This window comes from Streptomyces violaceorubidus (assembly GCF_000717995.1).
Classification (GTDB): domain Bacteria; phylum Actinomycetota; class Actinomycetes; order Streptomycetales; family Streptomycetaceae; genus Streptomyces; species Streptomyces violaceorubidus.
This window is the reverse complement of sequence record NZ_JODM01000001.1, coordinates 773,642-791,253: the sequence shown is the minus strand read 5'-3', so window position 1 is coordinate 791,253 and position 17,612 is coordinate 773,642. Positions and strand designations below refer to the sequence as shown.

The 17,612-nt window shown below is 70.3% G+C and carries 12 protein-coding genes and 3 pseudogenes; 7 read left to right on the top strand and 8 right to left on the bottom strand.

Features of this window, described 5'->3' with window-relative positions; genetic code table 11:
- Positions 1–186: 186 nt before the first annotated feature.
- On the top strand, positions 187–441 hold the full coding sequence (locus tag IE94_RS0103665; protein ID WP_030145903.1) for a mycoredoxin: 255 nt from the start codon (positions 187–189) through the stop codon (positions 439–441).
- Positions 442–508: 67 nt separating this feature from the next.
- Here the strand turns inward: IE94_RS0103665 and IE94_RS0103660 are convergent, their stop codons facing one another.
- The gene (locus tag IE94_RS0103660; protein ID WP_030145902.1) at positions 509–814 is read right to left on the bottom strand and encodes a hypothetical protein; all 306 of its coding nucleotides are present in this window, start codon (positions 812–814) and stop codon (positions 509–511) included.
- A 315-nt stretch (positions 815–1,129) separates the two neighbouring features.
- Here IE94_RS0103660 and IE94_RS0103655 point away from each other — a divergent pair, with 315 nt between their 5' ends.
- From IE94_RS0103655 to IE94_RS0103630, 5 genes and pseudogenes are all read left to right on the top strand, one after another.
- On the top strand, positions 1,130–1,336 hold the full coding sequence (locus tag IE94_RS0103655; RefSeq protein ID WP_030145901.1) for a hypothetical protein: 207 nt from the start codon (positions 1,130–1,132) through the stop codon (positions 1,334–1,336).
- Positions 1,320–1,844 carry a DUF6879 family protein gene (locus tag IE94_RS0103650; protein WP_030145900.1) on the top strand — a complete coding sequence of 175 codons (525 nt, stop codon included), beginning with the start codon at positions 1,320–1,322 and terminating at the stop codon, positions 1,842–1,844. Before IE94_RS0103655 ends, IE94_RS0103650 begins: the two co-directional genes overlap by 17 nt.
- Positions 1,834–2,683, top strand: a pseudogene (locus tag IE94_RS35190) (helix-turn-helix domain-containing protein). Before IE94_RS0103650 ends, IE94_RS35190 begins: the two are co-directional and overlap by 11 nt.
- A gap of 63 nt (positions 2,684–2,746) precedes the next feature.
- Complete coding sequence (locus IE94_RS0103640) at positions 2,747–2,950, top strand: hypothetical protein (protein WP_030145899.1); 204 nt, start codon at positions 2,747–2,749, stop codon at positions 2,948–2,950.
- Between the two features lie 217 nt (positions 2,951–3,167).
- Positions 3,168–3,389, top strand: coding sequence for a DUF7848 domain-containing protein (locus tag IE94_RS0103630; protein ID WP_030145897.1), 222 nt, complete (start codon positions 3,168–3,170; stop codon positions 3,387–3,389).
- Positions 3,390–3,690: 301 nt separating this feature from the next.
- On the opposite strand, the gene IE94_RS0103625 is transcribed toward IE94_RS0103630, so the two are convergent.
- From IE94_RS0103625 to IE94_RS0103615, 3 genes are all read right to left on the bottom strand, one after another.
- Positions 3,691–4,524 (bottom strand): recombinase family protein, encoded by an 834-nt coding sequence (locus IE94_RS0103625; RefSeq protein WP_078606385.1) that lies wholly within the window; start codon positions 4,522–4,524, stop codon positions 3,691–3,693.
- Between the two features lie 792 nt (positions 4,525–5,316).
- On the bottom strand, positions 5,317–5,679 hold the full coding sequence (locus tag IE94_RS40840; protein WP_245235162.1) for a hypothetical protein: 363 nt from the start codon (positions 5,677–5,679) through the stop codon (positions 5,317–5,319).
- A gap of 285 nt (positions 5,680–5,964) precedes the next feature.
- Positions 5,965–7,620 (bottom strand): recombinase family protein, encoded by a 1,656-nt coding sequence (locus tag IE94_RS0103615; protein WP_030145894.1) that lies wholly within the window; start codon positions 7,618–7,620, stop codon positions 5,965–5,967.
- Positions 7,621–7,685: 65 nt separating this feature from the next.
- Here IE94_RS0103615 and IE94_RS35185 point away from each other — a divergent pair.
- Positions 7,686–7,769, top strand: a pseudogene (locus tag IE94_RS35185) (NrdH-redoxin); the annotation flags it as partial.
- 103 nt (positions 7,770–7,872) lie between these two features.
- Here IE94_RS35185 and nudC read toward each other — a convergent pair.
- The 4 genes and pseudogenes from nudC to IE94_RS35180 form a co-directional block, all read right to left on the bottom strand.
- A complete protein-coding gene (gene nudC, locus IE94_RS0103605) occupies positions 7,873–8,817 on the bottom strand; it encodes an NAD(+) diphosphatase (protein WP_030145893.1) in 945 nt (314 codons plus the stop codon).
- A gap of 169 nt (positions 8,818–8,986) precedes the next feature.
- On the bottom strand, positions 8,987–10,399 hold the full coding sequence (locus tag IE94_RS0103600; protein ID WP_030145892.1) for a dipeptidase: 1,413 nt from the start codon (positions 10,397–10,399) through the stop codon (positions 8,987–8,989).
- Between the two features lie 10 nt (positions 10,400–10,409).
- Positions 10,410–13,919: an ATP-dependent helicase gene (locus tag IE94_RS0103595; RefSeq protein ID WP_030145891.1), complete on the bottom strand. Its 3,510-nt coding sequence runs from the start codon at positions 13,917–13,919 to the stop codon at positions 10,410–10,412.
- 159 nt (positions 13,920–14,078) lie between these two features.
- Positions 14,079–17,501 (bottom strand): annotated as a pseudogene (locus IE94_RS35180) (ATP-dependent helicase).
- Positions 17,502–17,612: the final 111 nt, after the last annotated feature.

The following is a 17,612-nucleotide window of genomic DNA, read 5'->3' as shown; positions in this document are numbered from 1 at the left end:
GAAAGGCACTACGCGGAGACAGTGCACGAAGGCAGTGCAGGAAGGCAGTGCGCGGAGGCAGTGCGCCGAAAGGAGTGCGCGGCGGGAAGGGGCGGCGGGAATGGTCTCGCCGCCGCGGACGTTCCCCTCCTGCGACCTCATCCCCGAGCCGCCGCTTTCCCGAGTCGCCGAAGGAGCACGAGAGACATGCCGGGCACTGTGACGATGTACAGCACCACGTGGTGCGGCTACTGCCGTCGGCTGAAGAGCCAGATGGACCGCGAAGGCATCGCGTACACCGAGGTCAACATCGAGCAGGACCCGGAGTCCGCCGCGTTCGTGGAGAAGGCGAACGGCGGAAACCAGACGGTGCCCACGGTCCGTGTAGTTTCCGCCGGATCGGGCGCCGAGTCGATCATGACGAATCCGAGTCTCGCGCAGGTGAAGCAGGCACTCGCCTGACGCTGGGCCCCGCATGCAAACAGGCCCTCGGACCTCGCGCCGGGGGCCTCTGCATGGTCGCCTCTTACTACTGACTACGGACCCTGGCCTTGTAGCGCTCGATCCGTTGCAGAGCCACACCCATACGAGCCTGAGCGTCCGCGAGGCTGGCCTGGAACTCTCGCCGTGCCTTATCGGCCTGAGCTGCGCCGAAGCTACCGCCGTATAGGCCCTCGCGCTCGTCCTCCGCGAGATCGGCCAGTTGCCTGTGCGCTATCTCCTCATCGAGTGCCGCGCGCAAGGTGTCATAGCCTCCCAGCTCCCCGCCCACGCACTCGTCCAGCAGCGTTCGTACGCGCTGTTTGACCTCGTCTAGGTCCGCCGCACGGCTCACGACCTCACCCTCCCGGTATCGCGTGACAAGCCCTCTCCGTCCCGCCAAGCCGGGCAGCCCCACACGGAGCGGACAAGCTCAGCCTAGCGAGCGGCTCGCGCCGGCAGTTCGGCGTGGTCGACTACCCCCGATCCTTTCGCGGGCACTCGATGGTCGACCGGTCGAGTAGGCACAGTTCCCACGAGCCTGCCCCTCCTAAGCCCCCTCTTTAGGCGACAACGCCAATATTGGCGTGACCGCATAGACGGCGGTGACGCCTGCTCCGTACGGTCGTGGAGCCGTCCCACGAGGGGGCGCGGGACAGGGGGTTTCACCATGGCTCGTGAGGAACTGACCCGGCTGACCGGTAACGGGAACGGCACGTGCGGCAAGGACGACTGCCCGAACGTCTACCGGACCGCGTCCGGCTCGTTCGTTGTCCAAGGTGACGTGTCGCAGGCGTTCAACGCCCCTGACGGGGAAGGGCTCGTGGAGATCCCGGAGGAGACGTTGAGGGAGGCGTTCCGTGTTCTTGGCTGGTGAGGAATGGGCAGCGCGATTCGAGCGGTTCACGCGGGAGGCGTGGCGGCTTGAGGCGTTGCCGCAGTACCTCATGCCGCAGGAGGAAGAGGAGTTCGCAGCCTTCCGCGCCGGGGCGCGCATCGACCCGGAGAGGGTGACGAACGAGTACACCGACCGGCTACGCCGACAGGCCACGGAGGGGCGCACCCAGGGGCGTGTTCATGTCGTCACTCGTCCCCTGTCGGATTACCTGCGCTTCGAATTCCACCACTACTACAAGGCTCACGCCATGGCGGGTGAGCAGATCCGCATTCTCGACGTTACGGATAGGCCCAATCCCCTGGATGGGGTGCATGACTTCTGGATGTTCGATCAGTCCGAAGTGGTGCTCATGAACTACCACCCGGACGGCAGACAGATCAGCCGAGAGGTCCACGACGGTTCCGCTGAACCGTTCCTCGAATACCAGAGGATCGCGGTATCCGAATCAGTCCCCTTCGAGGAGTACGTGAAGGGCCTTGACCTTTGATCCGGAGACCCTAGGTCGATCCAGGTCTGACCTGGCAGGGGTCTTGAAGAACGAGCGCAAGCGGGCCGGGTGGACTCAAGTCCGGCTCGCGAAGCGCTGCAACATGAGCCAGACCAGGGTCAGCAATATCGAGAGCGGAAAGCTGACCCCGGCCATAGTGGATGTGGAACTGATCCTCGAAGCTCTTGGAGCAGAGGGGGACGGTGGCAACCGAGATCCTCGCTCTCGCCCGCGCAGCAAACACGGAGTGGCAGGACCACTGGGGTTCCCAGCGGCGAGGACTAGACAAGAAGCGGAACGAGTTGGCCCGGCTGGAAGCCGTCACCACAGAGTTCCGGTTCTTCCTGCCGACCATGATTACGGGTCTCCTGGCAACGCCTGACTATGTGCGGGCCAGTCTCTCGCGCAACTCCGGCGACATGTCCAAGACGGTCGCGAAGAAGCTGGAGCGCCGGCAGATCCTTTTGGACTCCTCGAAGTTCTTCACGTTCCTTCTCACGGAACAGGCCGTGCGCTGGCCTCTCGCTTCCCCCCTGGCTATGGCAATGCAGCTCGACCGCCTAGCTTCCGTCTCCCGCATTCCAAACGTACGGCTCGGTGTGATCCCCCTTGGACTAGCCGGCCCTATCGCTGAGACGCCGCTCAGCGTCTTCACGGTCTATGACCGGCGGCTGGCCCAAGTCGAGACCCACACGGGGGCTTTGATACTTCGGGACCATAGGGATGTCAGTGCATACCGTGAGGACTTCGAGCGGTACGAATCCCATGCCGTCTTCGGGGAGGATTGCCGGTCGCTCCTCAGCGATTGGGCCATGATCTTTACCCGACTACGCCAATAGTCCTGGGTTCTCCGGGTGGTCCGGATGAAACTGGTTTCTCGCTCAGTCGGGAGGCCGTACAGGATGAGTACACCGAAGACGACGATGGCAGACCCGGTGCATCTGACGGTTCCGCTCGGGGAGCCGGACACCATGGCAGGCTGCGGCGAGTGCCTCGGTATCGCGGTGACTCGGGCCAATGCGCGCTCGGTCGGGGACTACTCGAAGGTGTCCGATGCGAACGTGGTCCTGCGGACGCACCTGCGGGAAGGGCACGGCGCCGAGTGATGGACATGCAAACGTGGCGAGACGGCCACATGACGGCCGAACAGGCGACCTCCGCGTTACGGGATGCCCTTGCGGCTCTTGGCCTCCCAGAGAGGGCGTGGGAGGCGTTACGTCCCGTCGTCACCTACAACGGCACGCCGTATGTACACATGGGCATGGTGCGTGCGGATGTTGCCGAGCGGATGGCAGAGGCGATGAGGGCTCGGCAGGTCGCGCGGTGAGCTGCTCAGCCCTGCGGTACGTGCAGCACCGGATCACGGAGCACCCGGATACGGATGTGACGTTCGAGGCGGAGTGCCTGCACTGCAACTGGACGGCGCAGCCGTCGACGGACAGTGCGGCTGTAGACGTGGAGTGCATGAGCCACACGGGCCGGAGCAACCACAAGGGCTTCCGGCGGGCGCGTACGTCATTCGCGATGGTGGTGCGCGCCGATTAGGTATAGACCCCTGCCCTTCCCGTGATCGCGGCGGCGCGACGCGGTGAGGGCAGGCCAGTTGTCCCCCGATCGGACAAGCATTGGGCAGGAGGCAGGTCGTGTCTCCGCTTGAGCTGACGTGCTCAGGCCCTCGCCCCGGTCCGCCCTCGTATGCGGGGTGCCGTGCAACCACCCGGCGCGCGGTGAGGGACAAGTGCCCCTGTCAGTCGCCCCCGTGGCTGGCAGGGGCTCACCCATGCCGGACATGACGGTGCCCCCGACGCGTACGCCAGGGGCTCACCAGAACGGCTGTGCGCCTGTCTCAGGCGCTCTCTCCCAGGTGCCGGTACAAGGTGGCCCTGTGGACTCCCAGGCCCTTGGCGATGGCTGTGACGCTCTCGCCCCTGGCGTGCCGGGCACGGGCCACGGCCAGCTTGTCATCGTCCATGACGGACGGGCGTCCGCCCACGTTGCCCTTGCGGGCGGCAGCTTCGAGCCCTTCCATCGTCTTCTCCCGGATGCCCTCCCGCTCGACCTCCGCACTGACGGCGAGAACGGCGAACACGATGGCTCCCGCCCCGTTCGGGTCGTACACGCCCTGGAGGGGACCGGAGAGGAGTTCCAGTTGGATGCCGTCCGCCTGGAGGGTGGACGACAGGGTCATCAACTCGGCCGCACTGCGGGCAAGGCGCTTCATCTCCAGCACGGTCAGGATGACCTGTTGGCCGGGGGCGGCTTGCTTGATCTCCCGCGCCAGGGTGAGGGCCTTCTCCAGTTCCGGCCGTTCCTTCACCCGGCTACTGATCTTCTCCGAGAACACGCGGGTGCACTGCGCCCTGGCAAGGGCATCCAACTGGGACTGGAGTTCCTGACTGGCAGTCGAGGTGCGGGCGTAGCCGAGCCGGATCGCTGCGCCCGGTACGGCGTCGGGAACCTGGGGAATGGGTGCCCCTTGCGTCCATCGTTTGCGGGGGTTGCGGTCAACCGGGGTCTTCACGGTGAGTTCCGCCTTCAAGGCGGGCACGAGGGCGAAGCGCCGTGTGTGGTAGCTGGCTGCCACCTTGCCCGCGCCGGTACGGCAGGGACTTCCTGCGGGAGCCTGGCACTTGGGGCAGTCGTGGCGCTCGACCTGATCGGCCGGGGTGTTCATGATCATGCCGAGGACTGTCGCACATAGGTGTCGCGAAAGCTAGACGGGGCGTGATCTTTTGCGACGGGTTACGCGACAGCAAGGCATGGGCGAATCGGACACGGGTCGACGCGTGGCGCACTGTCGCGCAACCGACCGTTTACGCGACACCCTGATCTGTCGCCCTGTGGGCACTGCCCGGCAGTGCAGTGCCCGTCGGCAAGGACACGAGCGACGACGCAGAGGTGGGGGTATGACCCCCGAAGGGGGCAGGCTTCGACCTCCATGTCTTAGCAGCTCAGATTCCGCCACGGTTCCAGGGGGCGCCAGGGCGACGACGAGGAGTGGCGCAAGAGGAAAGCCGCAGGCCAGAGCAATGGTGAGGCTCCAGCCGGCGGCGGAAGCCTGCACAAGAGTGGAGCCTTTCGAGGCTTGGCGTAAGCGTCTTCGCTCTGTGGCCGCGTAGCGGCCCCCAACGGGAAGCGCCTTACCCCTTGCGGCTTCGCCCTATGAGGGCGCGCCAGCGTCCCCACTGTGTAGCTTCCTGGTCTTCCAGATTTCGGCCCCTGCGGGGCCGCACCGTTGAAGGCCTTTGCTCCGTGGCGGCGTAGCCGCCCCTCCCTGGTGACTCTTCCGCCGCTGCGACTTACGCAGGTGGGGGCGCTGCCGCGCCCCGGTATGCCCTTGCCGTTGGTCGAAGTGTCTTCACTCTGTCGGCCCCGGAGGGGGCCGCACTGGACCTACCCCAAATAGAGAAGAGAGGACGCGAACGTTTCCGCAGCTCAGCGCAGGTAGCGGCATACGTCAGACGTGCTCCGCCTACACGCAGGGCGTGCGGTCCTGGTGAACGCGGCATGGAACGGGAGCGCCCTTGGCCTTCTGGAACAGGTGAGGCGGAAGCACCAGGCATGCCGCCCCGGAGCGGGGCGAAACAAGGTGCAGATCCTTGGCCCGTCCTATCGCGTTGCGCGTGCTCTGGTCGGAGAGCCGCTTACCGTTCTTGCCAAGCAGTGTCGCGAGACGGCCCGGCTCAAAGGCTGCGTGCCCCTGCCTGTCCGCCCAACCGATGGCCGCGAAGTGCACGCGGTAGGCAAGGAGATGCCCGGGGTGCTGTGCCATGCGGCGGTACTCGTGCTGGGAGACGCCGCCCCACGGGCGGTCGTGACCGAAGCTGATAGCCACTGACTGTGGCTCCTTCCTGTGCAGCGCACACGGGTGCGCCAGTGACCCCCGCCGGACGGCGGGACATGTGCCTCCCTTTCTTCGCGGGGATGGTCGTGCGGTGAGCACGGCGCTTCACAGGTGGTCGCCCAGGCTTGCGCCCGGACTCGGTCTCGTGCGATCGGGAGTGACGGCGGCGACCTGCCAGGCATGGTACAGCCGCCCAGGTCAACGACTTGCTATGGGGTCCTCGCGGCACGAGAAACCCCGACCCAGGAAAACCCGGACCGGGGGCTGTAAGACCGTTCAGCACCCTTCTGCGGCTACCCGGCGGCGTTCCTCGAAGTCCTTCCAACTACTGACGATCTCGGACTTCGCGCCGGTCAGCATCGGCAGCTTCGTCACGGGTTTTCCTCCAGGTAGAACGATCGCTTCGAGCGGCTCCACGATCTGGGACGGCGCGGTGTGAACATCAACCCGACGTGTGCCCTGCATCCGAAGGTTGTCGATCAAGTCCCCCGGGTCGATGGCCAGTACGTCAGTCCTGAAGTGCGCCTTCACCTCATGCTTCTTCAGGAACTCGCGCCGTTCGTCCACGCTGGATCGCTGCCACCACTCGGCGTAGTTCTCCCCGGTACCGGTCCACACCGTGACCGGTTTCGGCCCATCCTGACTGGTGACCTTCTCCCGATCCTGCGCAAGCTCGGCGACACGCGAGGAGTACACGACCGCGCTGATCTCGCCCTCTCGTAGCTCCTTGAGGAGCTGGTTCATCTTGCCGTCGATGACGGCCAGCTTCGCCGCGCGGCTGTCGTCGATGGTCGTGCTGGACTCCATCCGCTCCAGGTGTCCGATCTCCCCGAGGAGCGTCGACTCCAGCCACGGGTACAAGTCGTCAGCCAAGAAGGTCTGCTTCGAACACGCCTTGATGCCTTTGCTCTTGTTGCCGTGACAGCGGTACCGGTCGCGCTTGCCCCTGGCCGGGTCGCCCTTGACGTAGTAGATCGGGCTACCGCACGGCATGCAGAACGAGATGCCGACCGTCGGGGAAGTCGAGCCCTTCTGCTTCTTGTACTTGACCGAGGTGACAGCCTCCGACAGGGACGCCCACTCCTCCTCGTTCAGCACAGGCTCCGACCGCATGACGGGCGTGCCGTCGTCGTTGCGTACCACCGTGCCGTTGGCGCGGATGTACTCCCCCAGGAGAGACCGGCTGGTGAGTACAGCTTGGACCGTGGTCGCCGTCCACCGGCTGCCACGTGGCTTCGGGGCCGCAAGGCGAGTCGTGCTTTCCCCTGTCGCTGCACGGATGCGAGCGATGTCCTGGGCCGTGGGCACGCCCTTGTCGTTGAGCCAGTCGGCCACCGCCGAGAAGCTCGGCTTCTTGATGAAGCGGCGGATCATCTCGACTAGGACGGGGCCGTATTCCGGGTCAAGTTCCAGAGTGAAGCCGTCGTCTCCCTTGACCGCTCTACGGCCGAACGGAACGAGACCGCCAGGCCAGCGCCCAGTGCGCCGCATGGTCTCCCGGGAAGCCTTGTTGCGGGCCTTGATGGCGTCCAACTCGGCCTCTGCGACCACGGCCAGGATCTTGGCGATCGTCTTGCCCCAGGGCTTGGAAAGGTCGAACCCCTCTTCACAGGAGATGAGCCCCTTGCCATTCGCCTCGCACCACTCGATGACGTCCGAGAGGTGACGGACCGACCGGGCGATGCGGTCGATCTTCAGGATGACGATGTGGTCGAACTGGTCCCGCTTGTTGTTGAGCCAGTCCCCCAGGGAGGGGCGCATCCACGGCGAGATGGACGCCGACACGTCGATATCGACGGCGAAGTCGACGAGATCCATCTCCTCCGCGTCCACCCGCTTGCTGATGCGGGTGCGCTGCGTTTCCTCCCCCGTCTGGTTCTCGTTGCCGACAGACAGACGGATCACGCCAAGAGCCCTGGGCTTCTCGTCCACGGGTCTCCCCTCCCGGACATGGGGCAGCCGTGACTGGCCACCCTCACTGAGAGGGAAGTCTATAGACCGTGCCCACCGTGCTCTTCCCCGACGGCTCGACGCTGACGAACCCGTCGCTGGCGCAGGTGAAGCAGAAGATCGGCGCGTAGCCGACGGGCCGATACGCAGTCGGTCGTAGAAGAAGTTGGAAGAAGTCGTAGAGGGGCGGTCTCTCCCGCAACGGGAGGGGCCGCCCCTCTTGTGGCCTCGGGATCAGAAGGCGCTGCGCGTCGGCAGGGGCCTGCCGTACCAGAGCTCGATGAGGCGGGCCGCGATCGAGATGCCGTAGGGCGGCAGCACCTCGCCGGACTCGAAGGCGGCGCCCAGTTCCTCCCGGGAGAACCAGCGGGCCTCGTGGATCTCGTCGCCGTCGACGTTGATCTCGGTCGAGGTGGCGTGGGCCATGAAGCCGAGCATCAGGCTGGACGGGAAGGGCCACGGCTGGCTCGCGACGTACTCGACCGGCCCGACGGTGACGCCGACCTCCTCCTGGACCTCTCGGCGCACCGACTGCTCGATGGACTCCCCGGGCTCCACGAAGCCGGCCAGGGTCGAGAAGCGGCCCTCGGGCCAGTGCACCTGGCGGCCGAGCAGGATGCGGTCCTCCCCGTCCGTGACCGCCATGATCACCGCCGGGTCGGTGCGCGGGTAGTGCTCGGCACCGCAGGCGGGGCACCGGCGGATGTGGCCGGCTGCGACGATGACGGTGCGCTCGCCGCAGCGGGAGCAGAACCGGTGCAGGCGCTGCCAGTTCTCCAGGGCGACGGCATGGGCCATCAGTCCGGCGTCCCGGGGCGACAGGAGCAGGCCCGCCTCGCGCAGGCCCGCGGGGCGGGCGGACTGGTCGATGCGGCCGGGCAGGGAATCCTTCTGAAGGGCGAAGTAGCTGGTCCCCTCCTCGTCGGTGCCCAGGAAGTAGCGGTGCGCCTCGGTGAGCGGGGCCTCGAAGGAGGGGGTCATGACGAGTTCGGTGGCGCCGTCGGGCGTCTCGTCGATCAGGACCTGGCCGCCGGAGACCACGAAGCAGCGCGTCGAGGGGTGGCTCCACGCCGCCGCGAGCCAGGCCTCGTCGAGGCGGTGGTGGGCGGCGCGGTCGATGCCGCTGGGAGCGGTGAACGAGATGGGACGGTCGGCGGTGTGGTCGGTCCAGGTGGTCACGGGTGCTTCCAACTCCCCCGGTGAGCGGTTCGGTTCGGCAGGCGGGTTCAGCGGTTCGTACGGCGGGCGGTGACCGGGTCCGGGAGGGCTCGGCGGTGGCGGGCGGTGTCGGGCGGCCTTTCCAGTGTGCCGCGCGCGACGCCGGGCGGGTCCCGGACGTGCGCGGCGCTCAGGGGGCGTGACGCCAGTGCTCCGCCAGGTCGCCCCAGAGGTGGGCGGAGGTTTCGACGCCCTTGAGGAGGAGATCCAGTTCCACCTTCTCGTCGGGGGCGTGCCAGCCGTCGGACGGTACGGAGATGCCGAGGAAGAGCACCGGCGCTCCGAGGACCTCCTGGAGGTCGGCGGCCGGTCCTGAGCCGCCCTCGCGCGTGAAGCGGACCGGTTTGCCGAAGGCGCTGCCCATCGCGCGGACCACGGACCTGAGGGCCGGGTGGTCCAGCGGCGTCAGGCACGGGCGGGTGGCGGAGCCGAAGGTGATCTCGCAGCGGATGCCCGGCGGGACCTGGTCGGCGGCCCAGGCGCGGACTGCCTTCTCCACGTCGTCGGGCTCCTGGCCGGCGACGAGACGGAAGGAGAGCTTCACCATGGCGGACGAGGGGATGATCGTCTTGCTGCCCGGGCCCTGGTAGCCGCCGCCGATGCCGTTGACCTCGGCGGTGGGGCGGGCCCAGATGCGCTCCAGGGTGGTGTGTCCCTCTTCGCCGTGGGCGGCGTACGACTTGGCCGTGCGCAGCCACTGCCGCTCGTCGAAGGGCAGCTCGGCGAAGAGCTCGCGTTCGCGGTCGGTGAGCTCTCGCACTCCGTCGTAGAAGCCGGGGATCGCCACGCGCGCGTGTTCGTCGTGCAGGGCGGCCACAAGGCGGGCGACGGCGGTGGCCGGGTTGGGGACCGCGCCGCCGAAGGAGCCCGAGTGGATGTCCTGGTCGGGCCCGTGCAGACGGATCTCGCACTCGGCGAGGCCCCGCATGCCGGTGCAGACGGTGGGGGTGTCCGCGGACCACATGCCGGTGTCGGAGACGACCACCGCGTCGGCGGTGAGCCGCTCGGCGCGCTCCTCGACGAGGGCGCGGAAGTGTGGGGAGCCGGACTCCTCCTCGCCCTCGACCAGCAGCTTGAGGTTCACCGCGGGGGCGGTGCGGCCGGTGGCGGCGAGGTGGGCGCGGACACCGAGTGTGTGGAAGAACACCTGCCCCTTGTCGTCGGCCGCCCCGCGCGCGTAGAGGCGGTTCTCGCGGACGACGGGGTCGAAGGGGTCGCTGTTCCAGCCGTCCTCGCGGGCGGCGGGCTGTACGTCGTGGTGGCCGTAGACGAGGACCGTCGGCGCCTGCGGATCCCCGGAGGGCCACTCGGCGAAGACCGCGGGGGCACCGGGGGTGGGCCAGACCTCGGCGGTCGGGAAGCCGGTCTCCTTCAGTTTGGCGGCGAGCCAGTCGGCGCTGCGGCGCACATCGGTCGCGTGGTCGGGCTGGGCCGACACGGACGGGATGCGCAGCCAGTCGACGAGGTCGTCGAGGAAGGCGGCGCGGTGCTGTTCGATGTACGTGCGGACAGCGCTGACAGCATTGTCAACGGGGTGGCTCATGCCTACGAGCCTATCGGCCCGCGCGGACACCCCGATCGTGCGGTTCGTCACCGACCGGCTCGGCCAGCAGCAGCTTCTCCAGCGCCGCGCGGTCCGGCAGCCCCTGGGGCCGTACGACTTCGCCGGTGCGCACGTACAGGAAGGCTGCCGTCACCGACGCGGGCGGCACGTGCTGCTGCTCGGCCCAGGCGATCCGGTAGAGCGCGAGCTGGAGCGGGTCGGCGGTGGCGGCGCGGTTCGTCTTCCAGTCGACGATCTCGTACGTAGCGGTGTCGCCCTCGCCCTCCTTGTAGACGGCGTCGATGCGACCGCGTACGACGCGTCCGGCGAGGGAGAGCTGGAAGGGCGCCTCGACGCGGAAGGGCGTGCGGCGGGCGTACTCGGTGCGCTCGAAGGCGTCCTTCAGGAACTCCAGATCCTGTTCGTCGGCGATCTCGGCGTCGCCGCCGGGCAGCTCCTCCGGTTCCAGCAGCGGCAGCGTCAGGTGTTCGAACCGGGCCTCGACCCAAGCGTGGAACCGGGTGCCGCGGCGGGCGGCGGGCTGCGGCGGGCGGGGCATGGGGCGGGCCAGCTCCTGGGCGAAGCCGTCCGGGTCGGCGGCCAGGCTCAGCAGCTGGGAGGCGGTCAGGGACGCCGGCAGGTGCACGTCGGTGACGCTCTCGCGGGCGCGCAGGAGCTCGCCAGTGAGCGCGTCCAGGTCGCGGTCCCAGGAGGCGACGGTGCGGGCCTCCTCCGGCGTGAGGCGAGCGGAGACGGGTGCGGATGCGGGTGCTCGGCCCGGTGGCTGTTCGCGGGGCGTCGCCTGGTGCGGGACCGTGGGCGTCTGCCGCGGGGTGGTGGGGCGGTCCGTGGTGTCCTGCGGAGCGCCGGGCCGGTCAGTGGTCCAGGTGTCCCAGTCGGCGGGGTCCCCGGCCCAATCGGGATCCGTGTCCTCCGGGGGTGCCTCGTCGTCCGCCGGGGGCGGCCAGTCCGGGTCGTCGTAGGTGCCGGGGTCGGAGGGGAGGCCGTCCTCTCCGGCGGCGAGGCCGTCCAGGTGGGCGAGGACCGTCTCGGCGGCTGCCCGGCGTCGGGCGAGTGCCTCGTCGTCCAGGGGCAGGGGCCAGACCTCGTCCGCGGTCGCCCGGTGCAGGGCCGGGTTCTCCTCGTCCTCGGCGGGTTCGTCCGCCCAGGCCTCGATCTCGCCGTGTCCGGCGACGCAGTGCTCGTAGAGGGCCGTGAGGAAGTCGGACGGTCCGCGGGGCTTCTTCTGGCTGGGTCCCCACCAGTGTCCGGAGCCGAGGAGCAGGGAGCGGGGGCGGGTGAAGGTGACGTAGCCGAGGCGGAGCTCCTCGGTGTGCTGGTGGTCCTTCATGGCCTCGTGGAAGGCCTTCAGGCCGCGGGCGTCCCAGGACCCGACGTCGGGCAGGGTCTCGGCGTCGCCGCGCAGGCCGTGCGGCAGCACCTTGCCCTGGGCGGTCCACTTCTCGCGGCCCTGGCCGCTGGGAAAGGTGCCGGTGACGAGACCGGGTACGGCGACGACGTCCCACTCGAGGCCTTTGGACTTGTGCGCGGTGAGCACCTTGACGGTGTTCTCGCCGCCGGGCAGCGCGTTGTCCAGGCCCTTCTCGTACTGCGCCGCGGTGCGCAGGAAGCCGAGGAAGGCGAGCAGGGTCGCCTCGCCGTCGCCCGCGGCGAAGGACGCGGCGACGTCGAGGAAGTTGGACAGGGTCTCGCGGCGACGGGCTGCCAGGGCGTGCGGGGACGCCGACAGTTCGACCTCAAGGCCGGTGACGGCGAGGACGCGGTGCAGGACGTCCATGAGCGGGTCGGACAGGGCCCGGCGCAGATCGCGCAGCTCGGTGGCCAGCCGGGCGAACCGCACGCGCGCGTCCGCCGAGAAGGGCAGTCCGTCGTCGTCCCCGGTGCCGTCCAGCGGCGTCTCCAGGAAGGTGTCCAGGGCGTCCGCCAGCGATATCACCTCGGAGGGGTCGACGCCCTCGACTGCCTCGGCGAGCCTCCGGTCGGGATCGTCGTCGGCCTCCACGCGCGCGTGGCTGACCAGCAGCCGGGCGCGGCGGCCCAGGAGGGCCAGGTCGCGCGGGCCGATGCGCCAGCGGGGGCCGGAGAGCAGGCGCACCAGGGAGGCGTTGGCGCCCGGGTCCTGGAGCACCTCGCAGACGGCGACCAGGTCGGCCACCTCGGGCAGGTGCAGCAGCCCGGAGAGGCCGACGACCTCGACGGGGACGTCGCGGGCCACCAGCGCGCCCTGGATCTCGGCGAAGTCGGTCGCCGTGCGGCACAGGACGGCGATCTCGCCGGGTGCCTTGCCGGTGCGCACGAGGTGGGCGACGGAGTCGGCGATCCAGTCGATCTCCTCGGCGTGGGTGCGCAGCAGGGCGCAGCGGACCGTGCCGTCGCGTTCGGCGCCCGGGGCGGGCCGCAGGGCCTCCACGCCCGCGTGCATGGCGCGCAGGGGCTCGGCGAGGCCGTTGGCGAGGTCGAGGAGACGGCCGCCGCTGCGGCGGTTCTCGCTGAGCGCCTGACGCGCCGCGGGCCGTCCGTCCGCGTGGGCGAAGTGTTCGGGGAAGTCGTCGAGGTTGGCGACGGAGGCGCCGCGCCAGCCGTAGATCGCCTGGCAGGGGTCGCCCACGGCGGTCACGGGGTGGCCGGTCCCGCCGCCGAACAGGCCCGCCAGGAGGATGCGCTGGGCCACGGAGGTGTCCTGGTACTCGTCGAGCAGCACGACGCGGTACTCGTCGCGCAGCACTCGGCCCACCTCGGGGAGTCCGGCGAGCCGCGCGGACAGGGCGATCTGGTCGCCGAAGTCGAGCAGGTCCCGCTCGCGCTTGGCGGCCCGGTAGCGGATCACCAGCTCGGCCAGTTCACGGCGGGCGGCGGCGGCCTCGGGGACCTTGCGCAGATCGGCGTTGCTGAGCCGGACGCCCTCCAGGGTGTCCAGGAGAGCGGCGTCCCAGGTGCGCAGGTCCTCGGGGCGTACCAGGTGCTCGGCGAGCTCGGCGTCGAGGGCGAGGAGATCGCTGACCAGGTCGGCGAAGGACCGGGTGAGCGCCGGATAGGGCCCGGGTGCCTCGCGCAGGACCCGCGCGGCGAGCTGGTAGCGGGTGGCGTCGGCGAGGAGGCGGGACGTCGGTTCCAGCCCGAGGCGCAGGCCGTGGTCGGTCAGGAGGCGGCCCGCGAAGGCGTGGTACGTCGAGATCGCGGGCTCGCCCGGCGGGTGGTCCGGGTCGATCACGTCCGGGTCGGTCACGCCCGCTCTGATCAGGGCCTTGCGGACGCGTTCGGCGAGTTCGCCGGCCGCCTTGTTGGTGAAGGTGAGGCCGAGGACCTGCTCCGGGGCGACCTGGCCGGTGCCGACCAGCCACACCACGCGGGCCGCCATCACCGTCGTCTTGCCCGACCCGGCTCCGGCCACGATCACCTGCGGCGCGGGCGGCGCGACGATGCAGGCCGTCTGCTCCGGGGTGAAGGGGATGCCGAGGAGCTCCTTGAGCTGCTCGGGATCGGTGATGTGGGCGGGCACGTCAAAGAGGCTAGCGGCGCCCACTGACAGCGGGTGCGGGAACACCTCTCCGGGGCGGGGGAAGCCCAGGTCAGCCCGTGGGGTGGGACGTGTCACACCGGCCGCTCGGCTTCGGCGGGCCGGGGCCGGCCCCCCGCTCCGGTCCCCGGGTCCCGTCGCTCACTCCACGACGTGCCGCCCCTCGGGCCGTGCGCTGCAGGAGGCACGGAAGGAGCAGTGGGTGCAGTGCTGGCCCGTGGTCGGGGTGAACCGTTCGTCGAGGACCTTGCCCGCGGCCGTGGCCAGCAGGTCGCCGACCCACTCGCCCTCCGGCCCCTGCTGCGACTCCTGCGTCTGCACCTTGGGCAGGGTCTCGCCGCCGTCCCGCTTGGGCGCGCCCTGGCGGAGGTGGACGAGTTCGGCGCCGCCCGGTTCGGGGCGTACGCCGTCGAAGGCCTCGTCGACGGCGCCCTCGCGGACGGCGAGCTGGTACACGGCGAGCTGGGGGTGGCGGGCCACCTCCGAGGACGTGGGCGCCTGTTTGCCGGTCTTGAAGTCGACGACGTAGGCGCGGCCGTCGCCGTCGGTCTCCACGCGGTCCATCTGGCCCCGGATACGCACCTCGTAGTCGCCCGCCTCCAGGGTCACGTCGAAGTCGTGCTCGCTGGCCACCGGGGTGCGCCCGGCGCGGTCCATGACGTGCCACTTCAGGAAGCGTTCGAGCGCCACGCGCGCGTTGGCCTTCTCCTGGGCCGACTTCCAGGGCGCGTCGAAGGCGAGCGCGTTCCACACGGAGTCCAGGCGCTCCATGAGAACGGCGAGGTCGGCCGGGGTGTGCCCGGAGGCCACCTCGTCGGCGAGTACGTGCACCACGTTGCCGAAGCCCTGGGCGGTGGTCGCGGGCGCGTCGGCCTTCACCTCACGGCCCAGGAACCACTGCAGGGCGCAGGTGTTGGCCAGTTGGTCCAGGGCGCTTCCGGAGAGGGTGACGGGCTGGTCGCGGTCGCGCAGGGGCACCTTGCTCTCGGTCGGGTCCCACATGCCCCACCAGCGGTAGGGATGGGCGGAGGGCACCAGGGGGCGGCCCTCCTCGTCGGTCAGCGCGGCGAGGCGGGCCAGACGGCGCGCGGCGGCCTCTCTGAGGGACGCGGAGACGCGGGGGTCGACGGTGGTGGCCCGCAGTTCGGCCACGAGCGCGGCTACGGCCAGGGGGCGGCGCGGACGACCCGTGACGTCGGCGGGTTCGACGCCGAGTTCGGTCAGGAAGCGGGAGGGCTGGTCCCCGTCGTCGGCCGGTGCCTTCACCGCGGTCACGACGAGTCGCTCACGCGCGCGCGTGGCGGCCACGTAGAACAGGCGGCGCTCTTCGGCGAGCAGCGCTCCGGGGCTGAGGGGCTCGGCGAGTCCGTCGCGGCCGATCCGGTCGGCCTCCAGGAGGGAGCCGCGGCGACGCAGGTCAGGCCACAGCCCCTCCTGGACTCCGGCGACGACCACCAGCCGCCACTCCAGCCCCTTGGAGCGGTGGGCGGTCATCAGGCGAACGGCGTCGGGGCGTACGGCACGCCGTGCGAGGGTGTCGGCCGCGATGTCCTCGGCGTCGATCTCCTCGAGGAAGTTCAGGGCGCCCCGGCCACCGGTGCGCTCCTCCGCGCGGGCGGCCGTGGCGAACAGCGCGCACACGGCGTCCAGGTCGCGGTCGGCGTTGCGTCCGGCCGCGCCGCCGCGCCGGGCGGAGCGCTCCAGACGGGTGGGCCACGGGGTGCCGTCCCACAGGTCCCACAGTGCCTCCTCGGCGCTGCCGCCTCCCGCCAGGCGCTCACGTGCCTTGCGCAGCAGCGCGCCGAGCCGCTGTGCGCCGCGCGCGTACGCGGGGTCGTGCACGGCGAGCCGCTCCGGCTCGGCCAGCGCCCGCGCGAGCAGTTCGTCCGAGGGCGGCGGCAGGGGGTTGCCGGCCGCGCGCTGTTCGTCGCGCAGGGCGCGGCCGAGCCGGCGCAGGTCCGCGGCGTCCATCCCGGCTAGGGGCGAGGTGAGCAGGGAGAGGGCCGTCTCCGTGGAGAGCCAGCACGGATCGCCCGCGCGGTGCGCGTCTTCACCGCGCGTGGGGTCGTGGTCCGCCTCGGAGTCGACGGCGGCGGCGCTCGCGTCGGCAGGCTCGGGCTCGGGGTCGGGCTCGGGGTCGGGGTCGGGGTCGGGCCTGTCTCTTATACACATCTCCGAGCCCACGAGACGCTACGCTATCTCGTATGCCGTCTCCACCGCGGGCTCGTGGCGCAGGGGGAGGTCGTCGCCGTCGATGTCCAGGGGAACGCCGGCCGCGGTGAGCACGCGGCGGAGCGTGGGGATGGTGCGCGAGCCGGCGCGCACCAGAACGGCCATCTCGGACCACGGGACGCCGTCCTCCAGGTGCGCCCGGCGCAGGATGTCGGCGATGTTGTCCAGTTCGGTGCCGGAGGTCGGGTACGTGTACACCTCGACCCGCCCGCCGTCCCGCGCCGGGGTCAGCTCGCGGTGGGCACGGACCTTGTCGGCGGGAAGGCGGGTCAGCGGCATGCGCCGGGTCAGCAGCCGGGTGGCGGCCAGCAGATCGGCCCCGGACCGGCGCGAGGTCCGCAGCACCTCGACCGGCGCCGGACGGCCGTCCGCGCGCGGGAAGGCGGTCGGGAAGCCCAGGATGCCGTTCACGTCCGCGCCCCGGAACGCGTAGATCGACTGGTCCGGGTCGCCGAAGGCGACGAGGGTGCGCCCGCCGTCCGCCAGGGCGTGCAGCAGCCGTACCTGGGCCGGGTCGGTGTCCTGGTACTCGTCCACGTACACCGCGTCGTACTGGGCGGTCAGGTGGGCGGCGACCTCCGGGCGGCGGGCGAGGAGCACCGCGCGGTGGACCAGTTCGGCGTAGTCGAGCACGCCCTGGAGGTCGAGCACGTCGAGGTACTCGGCGAGGAAGAGGGCGGCGGCACGCCAGTCGGGGCGGCCGATGCGCCGGGCGAAGGCCCCGAGCGCGTCCGGGCCGAGTCCCAGTTCGCGGCTGCGGGCGAGCACCGCGCGGACCTCGTCGGCGAAGCCGCGTGTGGTCAGGCAGGCCCGCAGCTCGTCGGGCCAGCGCACGTGGGCGAGCCCGAGCCGTTCGAGATCCACCTGGCCGGCGAGCAGTTCGCGCACCGTCACGTCCTGCTCGGGGCCGGACAGCAGCCGCAGGGGCTCCACGAACAGGTCGCTGTCCTGGTGGGCGCGGACGAGGGCGTAACCGAAGGAGTGAAAGGTCGTCGCCCGGGGGGCACGCGCGGCGCCGATGCGCAGCGCCATCCGGTCGCGCAGTTCGACGGCCGCCTTGCGGCTGAAGGTGAGCACCAGAATGCGCTCGGGGTCGCCGCCCTTGGCGATCCGGTCCGCCACCGACTCGACCAGTGTGGTGGTCTTGCCGGTGCCCGGACCCGCCAGGACGAGCAGCGGTCCGGCCCGGTGGTCAACCACCGCGCGCTGGGTGGCGTCCAGACGAGGGGGGTCCACGCGTGCCGGCGGGGTACGCACCAGTCGGTAAGCGCCACGGCTCCCCCGTCGCGCCTGGGGGTGCGACGGGTGTCCGGTGGAGGAAGAGGAGCTCACGTGGTTCGCCGGTCCTGGTGGGTGTTCTGGTGGGCCGTCCGCGCCGCGGGTGGGGCGGTGGCCGCGGGATGAGGGGGACGCGTGCGGCCGACGCTACGCCGACGAAAGAGG

Coding starts and splice junctions, on each gene's coding strand:
- IE94_RS0103665 (WP_030145903.1), top strand. CDS start 187: ATGCCGGGCACTGTGACGATGTACAGCACCACGTGGTGCGGCTACTGC.
- IE94_RS0103655 (WP_030145901.1), top strand. CDS start 1,130: ATGGCTCGTGAGGAACTGACCCGGCTGACCGGTAACGGGAACGGCACG.
- IE94_RS0103640 (WP_030145899.1), top strand. CDS start 2,747: ATGAGTACACCGAAGACGACGATGGCAGACCCGGTGCATCTGACGGTT.
- IE94_RS0103625 (WP_078606385.1), bottom strand. CDS start 4,524: ATGATCATGAACACCCCGGCCGATCAGGTCGAGCGCCACGACTGCCCC.
- IE94_RS0103600 (WP_030145892.1), bottom strand. CDS start 10,399: ATGAGCCACCCCGTTGACAATGCTGTCAGCGCTGTCCGCACGTACATC.